The organism is Brevibacillus centrosporus (genome assembly GCF_003710815.1).
Taxonomy (GTDB): domain Bacteria; phylum Bacillota; class Bacilli; order Brevibacillales; family Brevibacillaceae; genus Brevibacillus; species Brevibacillus centrosporus.
Genome location: NZ_RHHP01000031.1, coordinates 163,639 through 184,920, shown reverse-complemented (window position 1 = coordinate 184,920; position 21,282 = coordinate 163,639). Strand labels below are relative to the sequence as shown.

Genomic DNA, 21,282 nt, shown 5'->3' with positions numbered 1-21,282 from the left:
CTCCATCATTTCAGTGGTAGAAGTAATTTCCACAAACACATGTGTACTCCTGAAAAAGACATTAATATTTGAATGAAATCGCATGATATCAGCTTTATTTGTATTCAGATTATCACTTTTCTCTTGTTGTGTCCATATGACAAAGACATTATAGAGAGCGTTTTCACTATTTTTTTCTGATTTCGTTCCTCATAATTTCTCCTGAACCCTCCATATTAGCCCTTCGAAATCTTGGCGTTTCCTGCAAAAAAAAAAAGCCACCCTCCAGCGGTTTAGGCTAAAGTGCGGTTTGTGGCTACTTCTTTCCTTTTTCTGATTTTAAAATCCCTTGAGGTGCGTCTCCTACTCGGACAAAGCCGTCCTCAAAACGGTGCGAGACTAACGATGCTACCGGCTCGCCATTCACAAAATGCTGCTCAACCAGTGAAGGCGCTATTTCAGGTGTAATTTGTTTGTACCAGATGCCTTCTGGATACACGATCATGACAGGCGCATCTTCACAGCGTCCATTGCAGCGCGTACGAGTCGTGTGCACACGATCATCCAGTCCTGCCTCGGCAATGGCCTCACGGATGGCGATGGTTACTTCTTCTCCGCCTTTCCGGTTGCAGCTGCTGCCGTTGCATAGCAAAACGTGATGCTTGGTTTGCGATAGGTTCCATGTTGCCATTTTCTTTCCTCCTTTAACCCAATAAAACGGAAGTACTACGGTTTATGTACATACGCTCTATCTTACCTTGCCAGAAAACCCCTGTCTATAGCGCAATTTGCAATTCCCAGACTGTTTTGTTTCTGATAGAATATATGTTCGTATACTATTCAACAAGATTGGTGGTGTTAGCATTGTCGGTGACCAAACAGCGCGACGCCCTGCAGCTTTTGCAATCCATTGGCTCTTACCCATGGTACGTCGAAAAGTTTATCGAACATAAAAAAACGAAAAAAAACTCTCCCTCCACGCTGCTCGGGTATTTGCGTGACTGCTCTTTCTTCTTTCGCTGGATGATGACAGAGGGACTGACTGCTGCTACTGAGATCAAGGAGATCCCTTTGGCAGATCTCAATGAACTGAAAAAGGAAACGGTGGAGAGTTATATCCTCTACCTGCAGGAGTCCCATTTATATGAACGTTCCGCTCTTCTGACCCATCCAACGAAAAGCTCACGAAAAGAATACAGTGACCGCACCATCAGTCGAAAAATTTCCAGCCTGAAATCATTGTTTCATTATTTATCAGCTTTGGCTGAGGATGAAAATGGCGAATCGTACCTGACGCGTAATGTCCTGGCGAAAATCGAGCTGGAAACCACTGAGCTTACTCCTCTGGCACGGGCACATGCCATTCGGGCGAAAATCCTGATTGATGATGAGATCTACCAGTTCGTTGATTTCATTTACAATGGATACCTTGCCCACTGCCAAACCACAAAAAAGCAGCAGTACCACATGCAAAACAGAGATCGTGATACGGCTATCGTTGCCATGATTCTGTCTGGCGGCTTTCGGGTATCCGAGATTGTCAGCCTGAATCTGTCTGACATCGTGCTGGAGAAAAACCAGCTGAAGATGATTCGAAAAGGGAAAAAGGAGGACGCACCTTTCTTTAGTGACTGGGGAAAAGAGTACTTGGCCAAGTATCTGCAGGTTCGCGCCAACTACCATCCCTCCGCACAGGAAGACGCCGTTTTTTTAGCTGTCTCCCCTTCCAATCCCCATGGACATCGTATCGAAGTGCGTTCTGTGCAAAAGCTGGTCAAAAAATACGCCAAAGCTTTCGGAATCCCTGATCTGTCCGTCCACAAGCTGCGCCATAGCTTTGCCACCCAGTTTTTGCGGCTGAATCCCGATCCCCATCAGTTGCAGGCACAGCTCGGCCACTCCAAGATCGAAACAACGATGCAATACGCGCATGTCCTGGAGGATGCCCTGAGTAAAGCCGTAAATCGAACTACATAATGAAGAAAGGAATGGCTGCTCTACTCATGGGCAGCTTTTTCTTCCTTAGTATAGGAATGCTTGCAGCAAAGTGGATAGAACTGTTTCGCAAAAAGAAACGGCGAAAAAGCTTCCCTGTATCCATACAGAGAAGCTTTCGGCATGCTAGATTGCCCGCGCAAAGGTCACTTCTTCCTGCGCCGCTTGTTTTTGCTCTTGAGTAATCAGCCCCTGTTCCACCATCCTGCCCAGAACGACGGCTTGACGCTCCTTCGCTTTTTCCCAATGCTTAAGTGGAGAATATGCCTCTGGAGCCTTCGGTAGAGATGCCAAAATGGCTGACTCGCCGAGGCTTATCACACTAGGATCTGCTCCATTCACCCTTTTTCCAAAGTACAGCTGGCTGGCGGACTCGATCCCATACTGGCCATGGCCAAAGTAAATGACATTCAAATACATCTCCAGGAGCTCTTTTTTGCTGTATCGCTGTTCCAGTTGATAGGCAATCGCGATCTCCTTTGCCTTTCGCAGGATCGTTTTGTCCTGGGTTAAGAATAGATTGCGTGCGAGCTGCATCGTAATCGTACTGCCCCCTTGGACATAGGAACCAGCTTGTACATCTGCCCAGATTGCCCGAGCGAAGGCGATATAATCGACCCCATGGTGTTTCCAGTAGCGACGGTCTTCAATCGCCACAAAGGATTGCCACAAGTAATCAGGCATCTCATCTAGTGTCACGTAGCTGCCAGAAGCCGCCTTCTCGACCTGCTGCAGCTTCTTTTGATCGATCCATGCATTCCCAGCAAAGCTAAGCATGCTCGGAAGCGAAAAAACGCAGACGATGATCAGAATGACAGTCGCCCATAAACGTTTTTTCCAGGATGCGTTTTTTCGCTTCGGTCTATCGACATTCTTTATCGTAAATAGAGGATCGTTTTCATGGGTCGCCGATACGGAAAGTTGATTCATGCTGGATTCCCCCTACCTTGCTTCTGTACTCATTGTAGGGAAAAGGCAGCGTACGTCCCATCGAATCCACTTACAGGAACCTTACATTTCCGTAAGACACAGTGAAAAAAGGTTAGCTCTGCTGCTGCTTCTCCTTTTGACGCAGCTCGATCCTTCTGATTTTACCGGAGGAGGTCTTCGGAAGCTCCTCGACAAATTCAATTTTTCGTGGATATTTATAAGGAGCCGTCAAATTCTTCACATGCTCCTGCAGCTCCGCTGTCAGCTCATCCGACGGTGTGCTTCCTTTTTTCAGAATCACAAACGCCTTGACGATATTCCCCCGCTCCGGATCCGGGCTGGCTACTGCTGCGCACTCTGCTACAGCTGGATGCTTCACCAACGCATCCTCTACCTCGAATGGTCCGATCGTATATCCGCCGGAAATGATGATATCGTCAGAGCGACCTTCGAACCAAATGTAACCGTCTTCATCCATCCGTCCTTGATCCCCGGTCACGTACCATTCTCCACGAAATGCTTTTGCCGTGCGCTCCGGATCGTCCAAATAGCCTTTAAACAGCGCTACCATGTGGCGGTCGATGGCGATGTCTCCTACTTTGCCGGTCGGCAGCTCCGCACCTTCCTCATCGACAATCGCTACCTGTACAACAGGAGACGGACGTCCCATGGAACCAGGCCTTGGCTCAACTCCGACAAAGGTACCGACGAGCAAGGTGTTTTCCGTTTGCCCATACCCATCGCGTACAGTCAGATCAAATACGCGGCGGAACGTATCGATGACCTCCCGATTGAGCGGCTCGCCTGCCGAGCAAGCAGAACGCAACGCCTGAAGCTTGTACTGATCCAGATCCGTTACTTTTGCCATCAATCGGTACTCGGTAGGTGTCGCACACAGGACAGAGACAGGGTATTTTTGCAAAAGATTCAAATAAGTCTCTGCGCCAAAGCGGCCTTTGTAAACAAATGCTGTCGCGCCCATACCTAGCGTGGAGACAAAAGGACTCCAGATCCATTTTGCCCAGCCAGGACCCGCTGTTGCCCACACCGTATCGTCTTCCCGTACGTCCAGCCACTGCTTGGCTGCTACCGCCAAATGGGCAAATGGCCAACCATGTACATGCATGACGCCTTTTGGACCGCCAGTTGTTCCCGATGTATAGGACAAAAAGGCAAGCTCATCTGCACGTGTCTGGGCACAAACAAACTCCTCATCCTGATCACCCAGTAGATCCTGCAGCCCAATCCAGCCGTCCTTTGCGTGGCCAATCGTCACAAAATGGCGGAGAGAGTCGCATTGTCCACGGGCAGGCTCCACTTCCTCCAGAATGCCTTCAAAGCCAATGACCGCTTTCGCCTTCGCATGATTGACTCGGTACTCAATATCTTTATAGCGAAGCATCTCTGAGCCTGGCATGATGACCGCTCCCAGCTTCAACAACGCCAAATACAGACCGTATGCGGTTATTCCCCGCGGGACGAGCACCAATACTTTGTCTCCCTGCTCGATCCCGATGGTGCCAAGGACATTTGCAATACGGTTGGAATAACGGCGCAGCTCGTCATAGGTTAAAACAGCCTCGTTTCCTTGCTCGTCTAACTCCCAAACTGCACGCTTCTCTGGATGCTTAACCGCCCATTCATCCACCTGTGCCGCAAAATTATAAAATTCTGGCATGTTCAATTTCACCTGAAACACCCCCGTTTTTTTCAAGTATACAGTAACATAATTCGAGGTTTTTGCAATTTTTCCTCTTCATAGTCGATTCGAACCAAAATAATTTACTAAGGTAATGAAACATTTGGCAACCCGTTTTTGTGAAACTATTCGCCTTCCGGTTCGTCTTACATTACAAAAGAACTACTCCGAAAAGAATCAAGGCCCCCCTGCTTGTGCAAGAGAGCCTATCTCTACGATTCTTAGTCGTTTCCTATGATTCACTCGATTCCGACGAGTTAGATCACACGTTTGATTTTGACAACGCGTTTTTCCCAGTTCGTGCCGTCGAACTTGGAGTAGGTAACGCCAGGGCTGCCGTAAGTATGCAGGATTTTGCCGTTTCCTGCGTAAATCGCTACGTGCGTGATGCGATCCGAAGAGCTGTTCACTGAAGCTTTCATGAAGAGCAAATCGCCTTTTTGCAGATTCTTTTTAGAGACAGTTGTCCCGACAGTAGACTGCTGACGGGAATCACGTGGGAGCGTAATTCCTGCTTCCTTGAAGACACGCTGTGTAAACGAGGAGCAGTCAAAGCTTTTGGTCGTACTGCTGCTGGAGCCGTATTTGTACTTGGTTCCCAAATACTTCTCCCCATTCTTGATGACTTTGCTGGCGATGTCTGACGCCGGCGTACTTGGCGAATTCGACGAATTATCCGACGACGAGTCCTCTACGATTCTGCGCGCGCCAAGGAACTTCTTGCTGTAGTCAGAGAGCTTCTTGAGAACTACTTTTCCTTCGCCTTCGGAAGAATAAACATATTGACCATTACCTATGTATACCCCCATAAAAGTAGGGCTGCCGGAACCGTTCGAAGAGAAGAAGACCAGATCCCCAGCTTCCACCTTGCTGATCGAAGATACCTTGGTTCCAGTTTTGTATAAACCACTGATCGTGCTTCCGATTTTTACTCCAACCTGTTTGTAAGCATATGTTGCTAACTCAGCTGATCCAAATTCTTTTGGTCCAGAAGCTTTGTATCTGTAAGGCTTCCCGACCATGGATTTGGCGATAGAGGCTACCTCACTGGTTTGTTGTTCATAGGTCGTACTAGCGGCCGCTGCTTGTCCAACTTGACCACCCATTAACAGGGACGTACTCAGGATGACTGCTACAGTTGACTTCATTACCCAATCTCGTTTCGTCACTTGTCTTTTCCTCCTTGTCATGTTGTGGCACCCTTCGTGGGTACAACGTCAGATTACCTCAGGAGGAAACTGGAGGATAAGACCGTAAAATTTACCAATACGGAAATTGGTAGCATTGAACTAGATGGAAATCGAGTGGAAAACTGTGCGGTTGCAACCCTTTAGTTCTATGGAACCACACGCATTGAGAATCACTATCAACAAGGGCTTTCGCCATAGAAAAAGCCAGCTTCTCCCTGATCCTGTCAGAAGCTGGCTTTTTTTATCGTCTGCTTTTCTTGTTTCTTAGCGCAAACGCGCCGTAAATTCTCCCCATTTTTGGTCGCCCCACAGGAAAGTGAGTACATCCCCATCTGCTACCGGTCCCACACCTTCAGGCGTTCCGGTATAGATGATATCTCCTTTTTCCAGCCCAAAATGCTCAGAGATATATTGGATCAATGTCATTAAATCAAAAATGACATTGCGAATATTCCCGCGCTGAGCCTGCTCTCCATTTTTCAGCAGGGTAAAGTCCGTCTTCAGGCATTCATCCAGCCCCGGGAACGCATGAAAAGGCGTCAAGATCGCTGAATTTTTAAACCCTTTGGCGAGCAGCCACGGATGTCCTTTTTTCTTCAATTCGCTTTGTACATCGCGCAACGTAAAATCAATGCCCAATGCGATCTCGTCTACCATTTCATCCAGTGTCACTCCAGGCTCATAGGAACGGGCGATGTGAATGATAAGTTCCGTCTCATAATGAAGCTCTCCGCGAGTTCCTGGCAGTACGATCTCCCCACCAGCTGTCTCTGCCAGCGCATGAGTCGGCTTGCCAAAAATCATTGGCTTCGTCGGCACATCATTGCCCAGCTCTTCCGCATGCAGTTTGTAATTACGTCCAACGCAATAAATATTTCCGATTTTCTTCATAGTCTCTCTCTCCTTTTACACGGACAACTGGTTGTGAATTCCTTTTAACTATATCACGGTGCGTCGTACGTGCAAAAGCTTTCCTGCCTAACCAAAGGAAGGACCCTTTCGCGGCCACAAATTTGCATTTCCCCTCGCTTCGATTTCACATACGGTGTCGCAGATCGCCTCAAGCGCCGACTCCAAATCCATAGGCTCTGTTCGCTCCCACTCAAATTCATAGTGAATGACGGAGATTTGCTCCCCTGCCTCATACCCGATCTGAACGAAGCCAGATTGTTCCTCCAGTGCTTGTTTGCGAGCTTGCAGCGTTGCTTCCAAGGGAAAAAACCCATCCCACTCGCTTTGGACATAGGTAGAAGTGACCCGAATCCACAAAGACTGCTCCTTGTGTCCGCGCTGAAACACTACCCGGTCCTCGGGATAAAACCCGTAGCCAGAAGGGAGAGAGCCATCGAGTGTAAAGCATACTTCCATCGGGAGGTCCTGAGGTTTTAGTGCTTTCACAAGCCTGCCAGGCAGCTTGTAGGGACCACTCGGCTGACCAGCCAGAGGTTCCCCCATCACAATGACCGACAGATTGTCACGCTCTCCTGTCACTTGTACGTACATGATGATCCACCTCCCTTTTTCAACCAGTATGGTCTTGCACCATTACATTTATGAGGGAGCGCACAACAGTTTTCCATAGATTCGGCCCAATTCGTCCCTTTTTCCAGCAGAAAAAAGCAGGAAAGGCCATATCCCACTAGGGGAGCCTTCCCTGCTTTGAAGATGGTTCTACCTATTCATTAGTCTCGAACGATGGCGATTACGACATGTTCGTCATCAAACGTTTTCGCTTTGATTTTCACCTTCTCATCAAACGGATTCGCAAATTGAAAATCGAGATAGCCGTATGCGACTGTCGCATCCATACCAGCTGGCACGTAACCGACAGTCTTGCTGTGCCCATGTCGCTCTACCATCGTCATACCCGCTTCATTTGCCGCGTTAAACAGCGTGCTGGACACCTGGCAGATGCCACCACCGTAGTCTTCTACCAATTGCCCATTGACGATTGCACCTGCTTTTTGCCAGCCGTCCTCGGAAATGTTGGAATTGCCCACTGTTCCATTGTAGGAGAAGGTTTCATTCTGCTTTAGTTTTTGCCCGTTGATTCGCTTAATTGCCTTCTTGATGTTGTGCTTGCGAGCATCCGTGCTTCCGTTCATAGACGTATGGTAAAAGCCCAGGACATCCTTTGACTTTAGATCCATCTTGTCCAAATATTTCTCTCGTAGTTCAGCTTGTGTCGGTTGAATAGTCTCTTCGGCTGTACCATTGGCTGCATTAACCGGTACGACCGGAGACAGCGCTGCAAACAGGAGTGCAGAAGCAAGCACAGGAGCCGTCCATATATAGGATTTTTTCATCGTTCATTCCCTCGCTTATTCGTAGCTGTATGCAATGATTCGATCCTCGTCAGTTCCTACTCTACACACGAAGCAAGCTGGCAACAACCTACAAATGTTGGACATCTATCAACGAAAAAAACCGCCGATTATTGGCGGTTCTCACTCTGTTTGGCAAGCAGAACTAATTCGTTGTCTCGATCGCCTGTTGAAATGCCTTCAGAAAGTTTTCCGGTGGGTGTGCACCAGATAGCGCCAGCTTGTTATCGATCACGAAGAACGGCACTCCCGTAATTTGTAATTCCCTTGCAAACGCAATGTCTTCGTCGATTTGAGCTTGCATGGCGTCCGTTTCGATAGCCTGGCGTACCTGCTCTTGATCTAAGCCGAGCTCTTTTGCAATCGCAAGAAGGACATCGATGTCGCCAATGTCTTTTCCCTCTTCAAAGTACGCTTTGTAAACCGCATCAACAGCCTCTGTTTGTTTGTCTTCCGAAGCAAGCTTGATGAGTGTGTGGGAGGCGATTGTATTTGACCACTGAGTTACTTTTTGAAAGTCAAAGGGAATGCCCGCCGCTTCTCCTGCGCGAGCCGCATGCTGCACCATTTGCTCTACAGCTGCTCTGCCGCCTTTATTGGCTGCCATCGTTTCCCAAAACGGCAAACCATTTTTTGGTGTATGTGGATCAAGCTGATAAGCACGATAGCGAATTTCAATAGGCTCACCCTGCCACTGGCGCATCGCTTCAAACAGATGCTTTTTACCAATACGGCACCATGGGCAAATCGTGTCTTGAAAAATCTCGATGATCATGGTCGAGAACTCTCCCCTTTCTTCCTACGTTGTCATTGTACAGGATGCCCCAAATAATTGTAAGGCCATTATTTTTTGTAAGTGTATGTATATTCCTTAAAAATAAAAAAAGCCCGAACCAATTCGGGCAAATCCACAGAGAATGCGAAAGTTGGTGCGGTCGAGAGGACTTGAACCTCCACGGTGTTGCCACCACTAGAACCTGAATCTAGCGCGTCTGCCAATTCCGCCACGACCGCATAAAACGAAAAAAATCCAATTTTCAAAACCAATCCATCTACATGGTGCGGTCAAGAGGACTTGAACCTCCACGGTGTTGCCACCACTAGAACCTGAATCTAGCGCGTCTGCCAATTCCGCCATGACCGCATGTATAGATAAAATGGTGCCGGCAATAGGACTTGAACCCACAACCCCCTGATTACAAGTCAGGTGCTCTACCAATTGAGCTATACCGGCATATTCTTTCAAAATCGCCTATTATCTGTCCAATATTGGAAGATAAAATGGCGGAGCTGACGGGACTCGAACCCGCGACCTCCGGTGTGACAGACCGGCGTGAACTCCAACTTCACCACAGCTCCAGGCTTGTTTAATCGCGCCGTTTCGCGTTTTGCTCGCAACGACTTCTGTAATATAGCATGATTCGATTTTAAAATGCAATAGTTTTTAAAAACTTTTTCGTTTTTATATTTTTTCATAGATTTACCAACGAGATTCCGCTAGAATTTTATCTAGATATGCAGAATTTAGTAGATTGGTGGAGACGATGACATGAAACATACTTCGAGGCTGATCACCTTCCTCGCCCTCTTCACTCTGCTGCCTACTGCTGCCCACGCAGCTTCGCCCCTTTACGTGGTATCAGCAGGTGATACGTTGAGCAAAATCGCACGTGAGCATCAAACCACGGTGAGCCAGCTCATGCAAGTGAATCAATTGAAATCGGACCGTTTGGCAATTGGCCAACAATTGCTCTTGGCGGGAGACAACCTCTCGGATGGCTCATCTTCTGCGCCACCGGACTTGGCTTCTTCCCCTGACAATTCCGACAAAGATCAGCCGAAAGCTTCTGCCCCATCCGATGCCAAACCAGATGTTCTGGAAGGCAAGGCTCGGGTAACAGGCGATAACGTGAACGTGCGCCGAGACCCATCCATGGATGGCAGAATCATTGGCAAGCTTCGTCTGGGCAGCACGGTGGAAGTAGTCGAGCCTGGCCACGAGTGGACGCGAATCAAATACGAGGATCGAAAGGAAGCCTATGTATCCTCCAAGTTTTTGAGCACTTCTGTACTCGCTGATGACCTAGAATTTACCGGTGAGCTTGATACGGCTAGTGTACGACGCCTGGACAGAATCATTGAGCCTCTGTTGAATACCCCGTATGTTCTGGGTGGAACAACAAAGAACGGCTTTGATTGCAGCGGCTTTACTTCTTACGTTTTTGACAAGCTCGGGGTTACACTCCCCCGCACTTCCGAAGAACAATTCGGCAGCGGCAAGCCCATTTCGATGGATCAGGCTCAGCCAGGGGATCTCTTGTTTTATGATGCACTGGGCAAGGGCCGAGTATCCCACGTAGCGATCTACATGGGTAACGGCGTCATTGTTCATGCAAACGGTGAGGATGTACGCTACGGCAAGGTCGAGTACATGGACAGGCTCTATCCATTCTACGGCGCCAAGCGCTACATTGATTTTCAGTAATCCCAGCAAATAAAATGCAGCTGACGAATCTGATTGCAAAGATTCCTCAGCTGCATTTTTTACTTACTGAGTGCCTTGTGCATGGTTGGACTGGGAGGCGCTTTGAGCGGTGTTAATCTCCAGAGCCCCCAGAGCCTGTTTCATTTTATCCAGCTGGAGCTGATAGTCCCTGACAACCACCGTCAGAACGCTCACCGTCTCCTTGAAATCCGGTTCGCTGCTTACTTTATCGATGGCTCTATGTAAATGCAGCATTTTATTCTCTGTCTCCCGAAGCAGATCCAACAACTGCAATCCGTTCACCACGTAATCACCTCATTTGTTTTTCTTACTTTCTCCCTGCAAGTAACATGCTATGCGCAAAAAAACGTCCAGAAGTTGATTGGACGTTTTTTTGTCTTCTGTATGGGTTTACCTGGAGGCAGCCAGTTCAACAAACTTCTCGATGTCTTTGCCGATGAGGGATAAGGAATTCCGCCAGAAATCAACGGAGCGCACATCCACATCCATGATGGCAGCTACATCGGCAATGCTCATTTTACCGGTGACGGCGAGCAGCTGATCGTACTGCTCGACAAACGCCTCCCCACGCTCGAGGTAGACTGCGTACAGTCCTTTTGCAAACAAAAGCCCGAATGCGTATGGGAAGTTGTAATAGTTGTAATCAGCACTGTAATAATGCGGCTTGCAAACCCACATATACGGGTGCAGCTTTTCTGGATCCAAGCCGTTGCCATAGGCCTGTTTTTGAGCCTGCAGCATCAATTCCTTTAATTCATTCACAGACAACGAACCATTTTCGCGTTTTTCGATCAAGGCTGATTCGAAAAGGAAGCGGCTGTAAATATCGACAATCACTTGCCCTGCACCAGAAATGTCATTCTCCAAAATAGCGAACGCTTCGTTCGGAGTTGCTTGCTGCAGGGCGGCATTTGCAATGATGGTCTCACACAGGATCGACGCCGTTTCTGCGATCGGCATCGGATAATCGCTGTTGAAGAAGGCTTCCTTCACCAAGCAATCTCCATGGTATCCGTGTCCAAGCTCGTGTGCAAGCGTGCTGACGTCATTGTAGCTGCCCGTGTAGTTCGCCATGATACGGCTTTCCCCGACCACGTGCAGATTGGCGCAAAACGCTCCGCCCCGCTTCCCTTCCCGCGTCTCGGCATCAATCCAACGATTGTCAAAAGCACGAGCTGCATAGTTGGCCAGCTTCTCACTGAAGCTTCCGAAATGCTTGACGATAAAGTCACGGGCTTCCTCATACGTGAACCGCATATCCGCATCGCCTACAGGGGCAAACATATCGTAGAAAGGCAGCTTGCCAGATGCATGACCCAAGAGCTCTGCTTTTTTGCTGTAGTATTTATGGAAGGTTGGCAGGCTTTCCCGAATCGCTGTCCACATCGCATCCAGCGTTTCCTGATCCATACGCGCGTCTTTCAACGTCTTATCCAAAACGGACTCATAGCCGCGCAGCTTGGCTACGGTAATCACTTCGCCTTTGATTCCATTGAGGCTTGCAGCCGAAGACTCCTCGATCTTTTTGTAGGCAGCCAGCTCTGCTTCATACGCTTGCTTGCGCACTTCCGGATCTTTCTCATACGCCATATTGCGCACGACAGGAAGCGGCAGCTGCTGCATTTCGCCGTTCACGGTGACTTCCACGAGCAAGGTCGAAGTCAGCATTTCCTGAAGCTTGGTCCAAGCGTTGGATCCGGTATTTTTCATTTTGGCGATAATGATTTCTTCTTTTTCACTCAGCATATACTTGCTTTTTTCAGCCATTTCCTTCAGCATGAAGCGGTGCGTTTCCAGCAAGGCAGACTCCCCGATCTGCCCATCTAGATCGTCAACAGCACCCAGCCATTTTTGAAACTGGACATTAGGCTCTACCAGTTCCACGGATTGATTTTGAATTCGCTCCACCATTTGCAGTGCCTTTTCGTTTTTGGCATCGACACTCGCTGTCAGCTCCGCAAAGCTGTACAAGCGGTTTTGCTTTTGCAGGATCGAAGTCATTTTGGTTATGTACGCTTCCATTTTAACTACGGCATTTTCTTGGTTGCCAAGCTGTTCCCTTGCCCAGCTTTTGACTTCTTCCGTCTCGCGGCACAGATGTTCCCAATCTTGCTCGCATTCAGGTGAATCAAATGACGTGTACAATACATCCAAATCCCAGCGCATATTCATGACGAGGTCCTCCTCTGTCTGGTTCCTGTATATTTTACGTGCGAATGAGGATAACAAGAGTCTTCTGCTAGTATAAAAAAATTTGGATGAATGAAGCAAGTTTTCTGGAAAAAAAAGACCCCGCTGGCTTTCCGGAAGGGCGATTCACTCTATTAGGCACGTACGGGCTGCGTCAAAAACGTCAGCGCTGATAAAGCAAAAAGCTGGGTGGACTCTACCAATTGGTCAATATCCACATATTCATCCGCATGGTGCGGAATATGACGGTCACCCGCTCCGGTGGTCAGGATCGGGATGCCAGCTTTATGCAAAAACGTCCCGTCCGTTGCTCCCGGCACTCCATTGTACACTGGCTCCTTGCGCGTAATTTCCCGATAGGAGCTTGCCACTGCCTTGACGACCTCTTCTTCCATGGCAGTTAGCGTCCAAGGTCGCTCTTCAATGATTTCCAGCGTCGCTTTGAACTTGTCGTCCTCTCTAGCCAAAACTTCAAGAATCGCAGACATTTCCCCATGCAGCACTTCATGATCCTGTCCTGGAACGGTGCGGATATCAAGGGTCGTCATGCATTGATCCGGCACCACGTTGATCTGAGCGTCACCCTTGACAGGCGCTTGTAATATCGTCGGCGTAATGCTTGGCCAGCCTAGCATCGGATGCTGACCCAAGCGCGCCATTTCCTTGCGCTCCAGCTCTTCCAAGGCCACAATCGCTCGCGCCATTCGCGTATTTGGATTGATACCGGTCAGTGGCATTGCGCCATGCGCCATTTTTCCATACGTCCGCAATATCGCCCTCATCGCACCTTTTTGCGTGATGCACAGCTGATTTTCCTCGGGCTCACATATAATCGCAGCATCGACGTTGTTTGCCCATCCGCGGCGAATGAAATCCTTGATCCCAATCATCATGCCTTCCTCGTCACATGGGATGCACAAAAGGATCTTGCCCGTGAACTCCTGCTTGGAGCGTTGGATCGCCTTGACCGCGCAGATGGCAGCTGCCAGATTGCCTTTGGTGTCGCAGGAGCCCCGACCGTAAATGCGTCCGCCCGAAATCGTCGCCCCAAACGGGTCATAGCTCCAGGCATCCCGGTCTCCTTCCGTCACCACATCTGTATGCGCCTCAAACAACAGCGTTTTTCCCGGCCTGCCTGAATCATAGATCCCGATGACATTGGGGCGACCTGGAACGACCTCTTCATAGTAGACCTCAAGTCCCATTTTCCGCAAATAATCTGCGACAAAAAGGGCTACTCTCTCCTCGTTCGCGCCTGCCTGCTCGGGTCGGAAAACACTGTCAATTCGGACGAGATCCTGGGTCAATCGGACGACTTCCTGCTCATCAACAAAGGAAGTTACTTGGTTCATCTGACAATCACTCCTCTGCATCGATTTGTGTGAAAGGTAGGGGATATGTTACTTGGAAAGACTGCTGTGTGAAGGAAGTCCCCCAGCTGCTTTTGCCTGCTTCACTGCCTGTAATACAGCCGCAGCCAGCACATCAGCCGAGAGAGAACCTATCAGATCGACGCTGCACTTCACATCACCGGTGGCAACTGAAAAAATGGTATCTCCATCATTCATCGTGTGAATCGGACGAATCGTTCTCGCCAGTCCATCGTGTGCCATTTGGGCGACTTTTTTCGCTTCGGACTTGGTGAGTACAGCATTGCTCGCAACAACTGCTATCGTCGTGTTCGTACCCGGTGGAATCGGAGAAAACGAGTAGCGCTTCATCACCTCTACACTGTCTACCATCGTTCCTTGCTCATCGCGTGGACCTGCCAGGATACGATCCGTTTGCGGGTCAAAGACGTGACCGACCGCATTGACCGCCACGATCGCCCCGACGACCAGGCCGTTTTCAAGCGTGATCGATGCTGAGCCTAGCCCGCTCTTCATCGCATTGGAAAAGCCGTTGAGCTTTCCGACCGTCGCACCAGTGCCTGCTCCTACATTTCCTTGCTGTACCGGATCTTTGCTCGCGTTGACAGCAGCCTCATACCCCATCTGGCGGTCTGGACGAATTCTATGATCGCCGACTGCCAGATCGAACAGGACTGCACCTGGAACAATCGGTACAACACCAAACCCTACTTCGAGACCGATGCCATTTTCTTCGAGATACTGCATGACTCCTGCAGCCGCATCCAGCCCGTATGCACTACCACCGGACAGGCAAATGGCATGCACGACACTCACCATGTTCATCGGGTCCAACAGGTCCGTCTCGCGGGTGCCCGGGGCTGAACCCCGGACATCCACGCCGCATACGGATGGCTTCTCCATCAAAATCACACTACATCCAGTCAAGGCATCTGTGTTTTGCGCGTGCCCGATTTTGATGCCAGCCACATCCGTGATGGTTCCATTCATCTTTTACAAGTCTCCAGAAATTTTCGATTTTTGTTTTCCTGAGGTGCCCAGCTTCTTCCATGCAGCTACGACTGCCAGCGTCACGATGACGGATACGATCGCTTCAGGCAAACCGCTTGTTATCGCGACAGTAGCAGCAACTCCTGCTGCCATATAGCCACGAATGACGGCCATGCCGAGCACGAGCAGAGTGTTCGTCATCGAGCCTACAAAGCCTGCAACCCCGATCGCGACATACTGGTTGACATTTTTCAGTCCGACATAGGTCAAATAAGCCGTTACCCCGATGAAGAGACGAGGCAAAATGGCAACGAGCGGGTCTTTAAACAAGGGAACGGTGGCGTTTAAGAAAGAGGAGACTCCAAAAATGAGACCGATGATCATGCCAACGCCCCAGCCTTCCATGATACCGCCAATGACTGCCGGGATGTGCAGAATCGTGGCATTCCCCGCTGCCGTCGGAACCGGTATGTAGCCCAGACGCGTGACCCCGAGCAAGATCGCAATCGCTCCCAATACCCCTGCAATAACAATCCTGCGTACTGTCAAGCCTTTCTCCATGCATATTCCTCCTTTTTTACTGGTTCTCTATGGAAATCCCGTATAGGGAGACTTCCCGGACTTACTACCACGGTATTCCCAGCATCACGGCAGAAATGACTACACTCAGGACAATGGCGACATAATCTTTGCCTGCAGCCTTGTAATGAGCGAATCTCGTACGTGCCGCTCCCGGAATGTAGCAACGTGCTTCCATCGCCAGGATCAAGTCCTCTGCGCGCGCCAGAGCCACGTTAAACAGCGGGATAATGATAGGAAACATGTCTTTGGTACGCTGCACGATGCGCCACCACTCCCCTGTACCGAAATCGGCACCACGGGAAGCTTGCGCCTTCATCATCTTTTCCATCTCCATCGCAAAGGTAGGAACAAAGCGTATGGCGATCGTGATGATCAATGCAAAGGCATGAACCGGAAATTTTATCTTTTCCAACGGACCTAGCAATCTCTCCATCCCATGCGTCAGCTCGGTAGTGGAAGTACTTAGAGTAAGGACACTGGAGAGGAAGATAACCTCGACGAAGCGCATAGCAGAAACGAGAACCAGCCGAATGCTCTCACTCGTGATTTTGATGAAGCCGTACTCGAAATAAACGGCTCCGCCATTGGCAATTCCTCCGTAGAAGAGAAGCTGCAAAATCGCGAGGATGATGATGAAAGGAATAGCTGGGTTGATTCCGGAAATCCCGTAATGAATGGGAATTTTGGATATCTGAAACAGCCATACGCACATGATGATCGCAAAGATATTTCCGATGTAGGTGTTGCATACGGCGATCGCTAAAATCAGGATCACAAAGGCTGCCAGCTTAAATCGCGGGTCCAACCGGTGAATGATGGAGCCAGTCGGCAAATATTGTCCAATCGTGATATTTCGGGTTAATTCAAATTCTGCTGACATCTTGTTCCCCCCTAACGTTTCAAAATTTTCAGAATTTCGCAGGCGGCTTCCTCGGGAAGATACGATTCTGGGTTAATCGAATACCCTTCCGTACGCAGCCTGTACAAAATGTCCACCGATTCCGGTGTTCCAATATGATGCTGACGCAAAAGCTCTTCGTTCCCAAAAATTTGCCGTGGAGATCCGTCACAGACTGCCTTTCCATTTGCCATGACGTACACACGATCCGCCAGCTGAGCGACCTCCTCCATGTTGTGAGAGACGAAGATGACGGTCAGATTTTCTTCCCGATTGAGATGGCGAATGCGCTCCAGCAGCTCTTTGCGTGAAAGGGGGTCGAGTCCTGCTGTCGGCTCATCTAAAACGAGCACCTTGGGCTGTAGGGCCAGCACACCAGCCAATGCCACTTTTCGCTTTTGTCCACCGCTCAAGGCGAAAGTAGGTCGATCCTTCATTTCCTGAAAAGACAAGCCTACCAGCTCCATCGCCCAGTGAACACGGCGGCGAACCTCTTCTAGGGGAAGCCCCATCTTAAAAGGGCCGTAGGCGACATCGTCTCCTACCAGCTTTTCAAACAGCTGGTCCTCCGGATTTTGAAAGACCAGGCCGACCTGGCGACGCAAGCTCTTGATATCAACTTTGGGCTGGGAAACATCCAGTCCGTTGATAATCACGGTACCCGATTGCGGACGGATCAAGCCGTTTAAATGCTGGATCAATGTCGATTTTCCCGAGCCGGTATGTCCGATGACCGCCATGCATTCGCCCTCTGCTACTTGCAGTGTCACATCATCGAGTGCACGGTGCTCCAGCGGTGTGCCTTGCATGTAAATATGAGATAGATTTCGGATGTCTACGATCGGTTGTGTCATGATCCGCTCGCCTCCACTTCTCTGATCTGGACGCGAGTGACTTCCGCGACGACTTCTTCGTTGTGTATCAGATTGGGATTGAAGGCGGGGTACTCGGAATGAACCAGCGCTGCTATGCGACTGGCATCCGGAACATCGAGGTGGAGCTCCTTCAGCTTTTCCTGATGGGCAAACACTTCCCGAGGCGTTCCCTGCAGTACGACTTTGCCAGCTTCCATGACGACGACCCGATCCGCTTCTGCTACCTCAGACATGTGGTGCGTCACCGTCACGATCGTCATGCCCTCTCTGTGCAGCTTACGGACGACAGCCAAAATATCTTGACGACCGTAGCTGTCCAGCATGCTCGTCGCTTCATCCAAGACAAGGCATTGCGGTTTCATAGCCAAGATCCCAGCAATCGCGATCCGCTGTTTTTGTCCACCAGAGAGATGATGGGGCGGTCGATGGCGAAAAGCGCTCATGCCCACTGCGTCTAGGGCAAAATCGATGCGATCTTTCATTTCCTCCGCAGATACTTCGATATTTTCTAATCCGAATGCAACATCGTCCTCCACGATCGTTGCCACGATCTGATTGTCAGGATGCTGGAAGACCATACCTACTCGGCTTCTCACTTCATGAATACGTCCTTTGTCCCGCGTATTGATCCCATTTACCAGCACGTTTCCTTCTAACGGTGTGAGGATGCCATTGAGGTGTTTGGAAAGTGTCGACTTGCCGGAGCCATTGTGACCGATAATCGCCAAATACTCTCCGGGATATACTTCGAGGGAGACGTTCTGGAGCACGGGTATTTGTTGATCCTGGTTTACCTGATAGGCAAACGAGACGTTCTCGACACATATAATGGGTTGGTTCGACATGCGCTCCCCTCACTTTGTGTAATTTTGTCGCAGCAGTAAAATTCTGTAGCAACTCCCATGCCAAATCAGTATGTTGCAAATTTTCTGTTAATTAATCGTGATTTTGTTAAACACAGTTGTTGCAAACTGTGGCAGCAGCGTTGCAATTGCAACACAACACCCCCGCCACCTCTATACCCACAATGTTCGCCGCTTCCCCTGCTTTTCCCTTTGCTATTTCCAATCCTTTCCTGAAATCAGGCAGCTTTCAATTTCCGGTGTCCCCTCCCTCTGCCCGCTCCAGCATGGCCGTTACTTCCGCTGGAGGTTTTCGCGGTCGGCGTTTCGTTTTCCGCTTCTTTTTCCGCAAGACGAAGATAGCAGTCAAGAGCAGACCGAGAGTCGCCAATTGAATGGGTTGTGCCATTGTAGCGACTACCCAGCCACTCATACCTAACAGATGAAAAATGACAGCCAGATACAGTAGGATCGTCGCCAAATTTTGTGCATTCACTTGCGTCCTCCTCCCCTCTTCTTTTGATAAAAGATGAAAAAAACTCCTATGAAGCAGATAGAATCGCTCCACAGGAGTTCGCTTTCGGTGAGATACCCTTAGATCGGCAGCAGTTCCACCGTTTCTTTGCCAGACAAGCTGTCCACCATGTCCAGCCAAGCCTGTGGCTTTTGCGGCAATACAGAATAATAACGCGTGAGGAAGGAGACGATCAGGTCGGCCTCCAAAGTCGTTTGCTCTTCGTTAGCCGGCATAAAGCCCAAGTCCAAACCGGTTACGGCTTCCCCGTCATTTTGCCAGGATGGGTGAACATACGCGATGTTGGTGCGCTTGTAGCCCAGATGAGACAGCACTTCTCGGCGTACAAACGGGTCCATCGGCTTGATTCCGCCAAACGCATGCTCTTCTACGCGGTATGGATCGTAGATTTCTGCAAACATGCCGTACAGTTCTTTGCCGTTTGCCCTCGCGAGCGCTTCCAGATCCTTTTGTCGCTCTCTCACCAGAAAACGACCGACCCCAAGACCCTCGCGGCCAACGATGGTGAAATCCGTCATTGCCACGTTCAAATCGGTATAGTAACGATATTCGGTGGTCCCCACTACTTCTCCTTCGTGGACTGCGACAAATACACGAATGTCTGGATCTTCAAGCGGCTCTCTCCACAGCTCGTAATCGAGCACTTCTTCTGGCGGAAATACTTCCTGCATCAAACGGTGCATTTTTGCGAACAACGGGTTGTCAATATGCTGAATACGTACGAATTCCATAGATGAAATATCCTCCTAGTACTCTCATGAGAATAAAATGATGGCCGCTGACGGCTTTCGCTACGAAAGAAACGGATTTTTCCATTCCATCAAAGTAGCGTAATTCCTTGATTCTTCGTCCTCCAGGTAGTTGGGGACCACTTGTACAGGTGTGCGTCCGCAACGCATGAGAAAGGTAAGAACCGGGTCCTTCACCTCTCCGGCTACGACTCGTTCCACGTACTCTTGCGGTGTCCACTCACTCGCATGCCGGCCGTATCCAGGCATTCTTCCACCGCCGAGCAAACGTTGCAAACCACGCTGAACGACGAGCTCATACATCGCCTGCATCATCAACTGTCCAAGACCGAGCTTGCGATGACTGGGACGAATGCAAATATCGACGATGTACAACGTATCGCCGTGCGGATCGTGGTTTCGGATGTAGCCATTATCCGTGATCTCTTCCCATTTATGCTCCGGGTGAGCAGGATCAAATTTTACAAGCAGCCCGGTCATTGAGCCTGCCAAGACCCCATCCACCTCGACACAAATGGCGCCTTCCGGAAATAGCGTGACGTGGTTCGTCAGCTGCTCTCGATTCCACCACAGCTCAGATGGGAATGGCGGGGGAAAGCTCTCTGCCTGTATCTGAATCAGCTCGGCAAAGTCCTGCTCGCTATAGTTGCGAACAACGGCCGCATGAGGCTTGTCTTTTTCGAAGACATACAGTTCTTTTCGATACATCCGCTACCTCCTGCTGGCGATCATCAATTCCAATCGGTATAGAGGTCCGTACGGCGATCCCGCCAAGTCGTGACTGAGCCTTTTTCGCGAACATCATAAAGCAGTTGAATATCCAAATCAGCCGTGACGAGCATGTCGTTGTTGATTTCGCCTTCCGCGAGAATGCCGCGTGGCGGGAAAGGCACATCATTTGGTGTCAAAATAGCTGCCTGACCAAAGTTGGCGCGCATGAAATCCACTGTCGGCAAGGAACCGACTGTACCAGTCAGCACGACGTAAACCTGGTTTTCGATCGTGCGGGCATGGCTGGTATAGCGAACGCGGTGGAACGCGTGACGATCGTCTGTGCAGGAAGGGCAGAAAATGACGTCTGCTCCCCGGGCCTTCGCAATACGGACCCACTCGGGAAACTCGATGTCGTAGCAAATGATCATCGCGACTTTGCCTTTGTCCGTTTCGAAAATTTGCAGGGAATCCCCCGCTCCCATATTCCAGCCTTTCACTTCCCAAGGCGTGATATGAATCTTCTTCTGTTGACCTACGCGGCCATCGGGATAAAAGAGGAAAGCGGTGTTGTACAGCTTGCCGTTTTCTTCGATAATATGGGTTCCCCCGATGAGGTACATCTCATATTTCGCCGCTAGCGAACGAAACAGGCTCACATACTGCTCGGTAAAGGAAGGCAGGGCTGTGATCGGCAGGGCGTTCCCTTGTTCATCACCAATGGACATCAATTGTGTCGTGAACAGCTCAGGAAACAGCAGGAATTCGGTATCGTACTCCTGTGCGTTTTTCACGTAGTGCTCGACCTGATGGGCAAATTCGTCGAAGCTATGTATGGTATGCAGATGATACTGCACAGCGGAAACACGCATTTTCATGCCACTACACTCCTTCTTTTTCTACATGACTAAAATATA

22 protein-coding genes and 4 tRNA genes are annotated in these 21,282 nt (G+C 49.7%); 2 read left to right on the top strand and 24 right to left on the bottom strand.

Annotation, left to right across the window (positions count from 1 at the left end):
• Positions 1–295 precede the first annotated feature (295 nt).
• Complete coding sequence (locus EDM55_RS22435) at positions 296–670, bottom strand: (2Fe-2S) ferredoxin domain-containing protein (protein ID WP_092272474.1); 375 nt, start codon at positions 668–670, stop codon at positions 296–298.
• 173 nt (positions 671–843) lie between these two features.
• On the opposite strand from EDM55_RS22435, the gene xerS reads away from it, so the two are divergent.
• A complete protein-coding gene (xerS, locus tag EDM55_RS22430) occupies positions 844–1,956 on the top strand; it encodes a tyrosine recombinase XerS (protein ID WP_092272471.1) in 1,113 nt (370 codons plus the stop codon).
• Between the two features lie 144 nt (positions 1,957–2,100).
• Here xerS and EDM55_RS22425 read toward each other — a convergent pair whose 3' ends face one another.
• The 11 genes from EDM55_RS22425 to EDM55_RS22375 all read right to left on the bottom strand — a co-directional run bounded on the left by EDM55_RS22425 (position 2,101) and on the right by EDM55_RS22375 (position 9,476).
• Positions 2,101–2,904: a transglycosylase domain-containing protein gene (locus EDM55_RS22425; RefSeq protein WP_122961438.1), complete on the bottom strand. Its 804-nt coding sequence runs from the start codon at positions 2,902–2,904 to the stop codon at positions 2,101–2,103.
• 112 nt (positions 2,905–3,016) lie between these two features.
• Entirely contained in the window at positions 3,017–4,582 is a 1,566-nt protein-coding gene (locus tag EDM55_RS22420) for an acetate--CoA ligase (RefSeq protein WP_373863383.1), read from the bottom strand.
• Between the two features lie 278 nt (positions 4,583–4,860).
• A complete protein-coding gene (locus EDM55_RS22415) occupies positions 4,861–5,772 on the bottom strand; it encodes a C40 family peptidase (protein WP_122961437.1) in 912 nt (303 codons plus the stop codon).
• A gap of 285 nt (positions 5,773–6,057) precedes the next feature.
• Positions 6,058–6,684, bottom strand: coding sequence for a fumarylacetoacetate hydrolase family protein (locus EDM55_RS22410; RefSeq protein WP_092272462.1), 627 nt, complete (start codon positions 6,682–6,684; stop codon positions 6,058–6,060).
• Between the two features lie 87 nt (positions 6,685–6,771).
• The gene (locus EDM55_RS22405; protein ID WP_092272459.1) at positions 6,772–7,296 is read right to left on the bottom strand and encodes a hypothetical protein; all 525 of its coding nucleotides are present in this window, start codon (positions 7,294–7,296) and stop codon (positions 6,772–6,774) included.
• A gap of 179 nt (positions 7,297–7,475) precedes the next feature.
• Complete coding sequence (locus tag EDM55_RS22400) at positions 7,476–8,099, bottom strand: VanW family protein (protein WP_122961436.1); 624 nt, start codon at positions 8,097–8,099, stop codon at positions 7,476–7,478.
• Positions 8,100–8,262: 163 nt separating this feature from the next.
• A complete protein-coding gene (locus EDM55_RS22395) occupies positions 8,263–8,892 on the bottom strand; it encodes a DsbA family oxidoreductase (protein WP_122961435.1) in 630 nt (209 codons plus the stop codon).
• Between the two features lie 152 nt (positions 8,893–9,044).
• A tRNA-Leu gene (locus EDM55_RS22390) sits at positions 9,045–9,131 on the bottom strand.
• 43 nt (positions 9,132–9,174) lie between these two features.
• Positions 9,175–9,261, bottom strand: a tRNA-Leu gene (locus tag EDM55_RS22385).
• Between the two features lie 14 nt (positions 9,262–9,275).
• Positions 9,276–9,351 (bottom strand) — tRNA-Thr (locus EDM55_RS22380).
• A gap of 48 nt (positions 9,352–9,399) precedes the next feature.
• Positions 9,400–9,476: transfer RNA gene (locus tag EDM55_RS22375), tRNA-Asp, on the bottom strand.
• A gap of 190 nt (positions 9,477–9,666) precedes the next feature.
• Here EDM55_RS22375 and EDM55_RS22370 point away from each other — a divergent pair.
• A complete protein-coding gene (locus EDM55_RS22370; protein ID WP_122961434.1) occupies positions 9,667–10,602 on the top strand; it encodes a C40 family peptidase in 936 nt (311 codons plus the stop codon).
• Between the two features lie 63 nt (positions 10,603–10,665).
• On the opposite strand, the gene EDM55_RS22365 is transcribed toward EDM55_RS22370, so the two are convergent.
• From EDM55_RS22365 to EDM55_RS22310, 12 genes are all read right to left on the bottom strand, one after another.
• The gene (locus tag EDM55_RS22365) at positions 10,666–10,908 is read right to left on the bottom strand and encodes a hypothetical protein (RefSeq protein ID WP_092272446.1); all 243 of its coding nucleotides are present in this window, start codon (positions 10,906–10,908) and stop codon (positions 10,666–10,668) included.
• A 105-nt stretch (positions 10,909–11,013) separates the two neighbouring features.
• Positions 11,014–12,795, bottom strand: a complete 1,782-nt coding sequence (locus EDM55_RS22360) for a M3 family oligoendopeptidase (protein WP_122961433.1) — start codon at positions 12,793–12,795, stop codon at positions 11,014–11,016.
• 152 nt (positions 12,796–12,947) lie between these two features.
• A complete protein-coding gene (locus EDM55_RS22355; RefSeq protein ID WP_122961432.1) occupies positions 12,948–14,165 on the bottom strand; it encodes a M20 family metallopeptidase in 1,218 nt (405 codons plus the stop codon).
• Between the two features lie 48 nt (positions 14,166–14,213).
• Positions 14,214–15,173: a P1 family peptidase gene (locus EDM55_RS22350; RefSeq protein WP_122961431.1), complete on the bottom strand. Its 960-nt coding sequence runs from the start codon at positions 15,171–15,173 to the stop codon at positions 14,214–14,216.
• A 3-nt stretch (positions 15,174–15,176) separates the two neighbouring features.
• Complete coding sequence (locus EDM55_RS22345; RefSeq protein ID WP_092272434.1) at positions 15,177–15,734, bottom strand: ECF transporter S component; 558 nt, start codon at positions 15,732–15,734, stop codon at positions 15,177–15,179.
• Between the two features lie 64 nt (positions 15,735–15,798).
• On the bottom strand, positions 15,799–16,635 hold the full coding sequence (locus EDM55_RS22340; RefSeq protein WP_092272432.1) for an energy-coupling factor transporter transmembrane component T family protein: 837 nt from the start codon (positions 16,633–16,635) through the stop codon (positions 15,799–15,801).
• An 11-nt stretch (positions 16,636–16,646) separates the two neighbouring features.
• Positions 16,647–17,507, bottom strand: coding sequence for an energy-coupling factor transporter ATPase (locus tag EDM55_RS22335; protein ID WP_122961430.1), 861 nt, complete (start codon positions 17,505–17,507; stop codon positions 16,647–16,649).
• A complete protein-coding gene (locus EDM55_RS22330; protein ID WP_122961429.1) occupies positions 17,504–18,373 on the bottom strand; it encodes an energy-coupling factor transporter ATPase in 870 nt (289 codons plus the stop codon). The genes EDM55_RS22335 and EDM55_RS22330 overlap by 4 nt, the downstream gene beginning before the upstream one ends.
• A gap of 247 nt (positions 18,374–18,620) precedes the next feature.
• Positions 18,621–18,866 carry a hypothetical protein gene (locus EDM55_RS22325; protein ID WP_092272423.1) on the bottom strand — a complete coding sequence of 82 codons (246 nt, stop codon included), beginning with the start codon at positions 18,864–18,866 and terminating at the stop codon, positions 18,621–18,623.
• 98 nt (positions 18,867–18,964) lie between these two features.
• A complete protein-coding gene (locus EDM55_RS22320) occupies positions 18,965–19,636 on the bottom strand; it encodes a GNAT family N-acetyltransferase (RefSeq protein ID WP_092272420.1) in 672 nt (223 codons plus the stop codon).
• A 60-nt stretch (positions 19,637–19,696) separates the two neighbouring features.
• The gene (locus EDM55_RS22315) at positions 19,697–20,362 is read right to left on the bottom strand and encodes a GNAT family N-acetyltransferase (protein WP_092272417.1); all 666 of its coding nucleotides are present in this window, start codon (positions 20,360–20,362) and stop codon (positions 19,697–19,699) included.
• Positions 20,363–20,385: 23 nt separating this feature from the next.
• Positions 20,386–21,243 (bottom strand): carbon-nitrogen hydrolase family protein, encoded by an 858-nt coding sequence (locus EDM55_RS22310; protein ID WP_092272414.1) that lies wholly within the window; start codon positions 21,241–21,243, stop codon positions 20,386–20,388.
• Positions 21,244–21,282: the final 39 nt, after the last annotated feature.

What these genes read in the sequence shown, in the direction of transcription:
- EDM55_RS22435 (WP_092272474.1), bottom strand. Translation starts at nt 670, where the DNA reads ATGGCAACATGGAACCTATCGCAAACCAAGCATCACGTTTTGCTATGC.
- EDM55_RS22425 (WP_122961438.1), bottom strand. Translation starts at nt 2,904, where the DNA reads ATGAATCAACTTTCCGTATCGGCGACCCATGAAAACGATCCTCTATTT.
- EDM55_RS22420 (WP_373863383.1), bottom strand. Translation starts at nt 4,582, where the DNA reads ATGCCAGAATTTTATAATTTTGCGGCACAGGTGGATGAATGGGCGGTT.
- EDM55_RS22410 (WP_092272462.1), bottom strand. Translation starts at nt 6,684, where the DNA reads ATGAAGAAAATCGGAAATATTTATTGCGTTGGACGTAATTACAAACTG.
- EDM55_RS22405 (WP_092272459.1), bottom strand. Translation starts at nt 7,296, where the DNA reads ATGTACGTACAAGTGACAGGAGAGCGTGACAATCTGTCGGTCATTGTG.
- EDM55_RS22400 (WP_122961436.1), bottom strand. Translation starts at nt 8,099, where the DNA reads ATGAAAAAATCCTATATATGGACGGCTCCTGTGCTTGCTTCTGCACTC.
- EDM55_RS22395 (WP_122961435.1), bottom strand. Translation starts at nt 8,892, where the DNA reads ATGATCATCGAGATTTTTCAAGACACGATTTGCCCATGGTGCCGTATT.
- EDM55_RS22370 (WP_122961434.1), top strand. Translation starts at nt 9,667, where the DNA reads ATGAAACATACTTCGAGGCTGATCACCTTCCTCGCCCTCTTCACTCTG.
- EDM55_RS22360 (WP_122961433.1), bottom strand. Translation starts at nt 12,795, where the DNA reads ATGAATATGCGCTGGGATTTGGATGTATTGTACACGTCATTTGATTCA.
- EDM55_RS22355 (WP_122961432.1), bottom strand. Translation starts at nt 14,165, where the DNA reads ATGAACCAAGTAACTTCCTTTGTTGATGAGCAGGAAGTCGTCCGATTG.
- EDM55_RS22350 (WP_122961431.1), bottom strand. Translation starts at nt 15,173, where the DNA reads ATGAATGGAACCATCACGGATGTGGCTGGCATCAAAATCGGGCACGCG.
- EDM55_RS22345 (WP_092272434.1), bottom strand. Translation starts at nt 15,734, where the DNA reads ATGGAGAAAGGCTTGACAGTACGCAGGATTGTTATTGCAGGGGTATTG.
- EDM55_RS22340 (WP_092272432.1), bottom strand. Translation starts at nt 16,635, where the DNA reads ATGTCAGCAGAATTTGAATTAACCCGAAATATCACGATTGGACAATAT.
- EDM55_RS22335 (WP_122961430.1), bottom strand. Translation starts at nt 17,507, where the DNA reads ATGACACAACCGATCGTAGACATCCGAAATCTATCTCATATTTACATG.
- EDM55_RS22330 (WP_122961429.1), bottom strand. Translation starts at nt 18,373, where the DNA reads ATGTCGAACCAACCCATTATATGTGTCGAGAACGTCTCGTTTGCCTAT.
- EDM55_RS22320 (WP_092272420.1), bottom strand. Translation starts at nt 19,636, where the DNA reads ATGGAATTCGTACGTATTCAGCATATTGACAACCCGTTGTTCGCAAAA.
- EDM55_RS22315 (WP_092272417.1), bottom strand. Translation starts at nt 20,362, where the DNA reads ATGTATCGAAAAGAACTGTATGTCTTCGAAAAAGACAAGCCTCATGCG.
- EDM55_RS22310 (WP_092272414.1), bottom strand. Translation starts at nt 21,243, where the DNA reads ATGAAAATGCGTGTTTCCGCTGTGCAGTATCATCTGCATACCATACAT.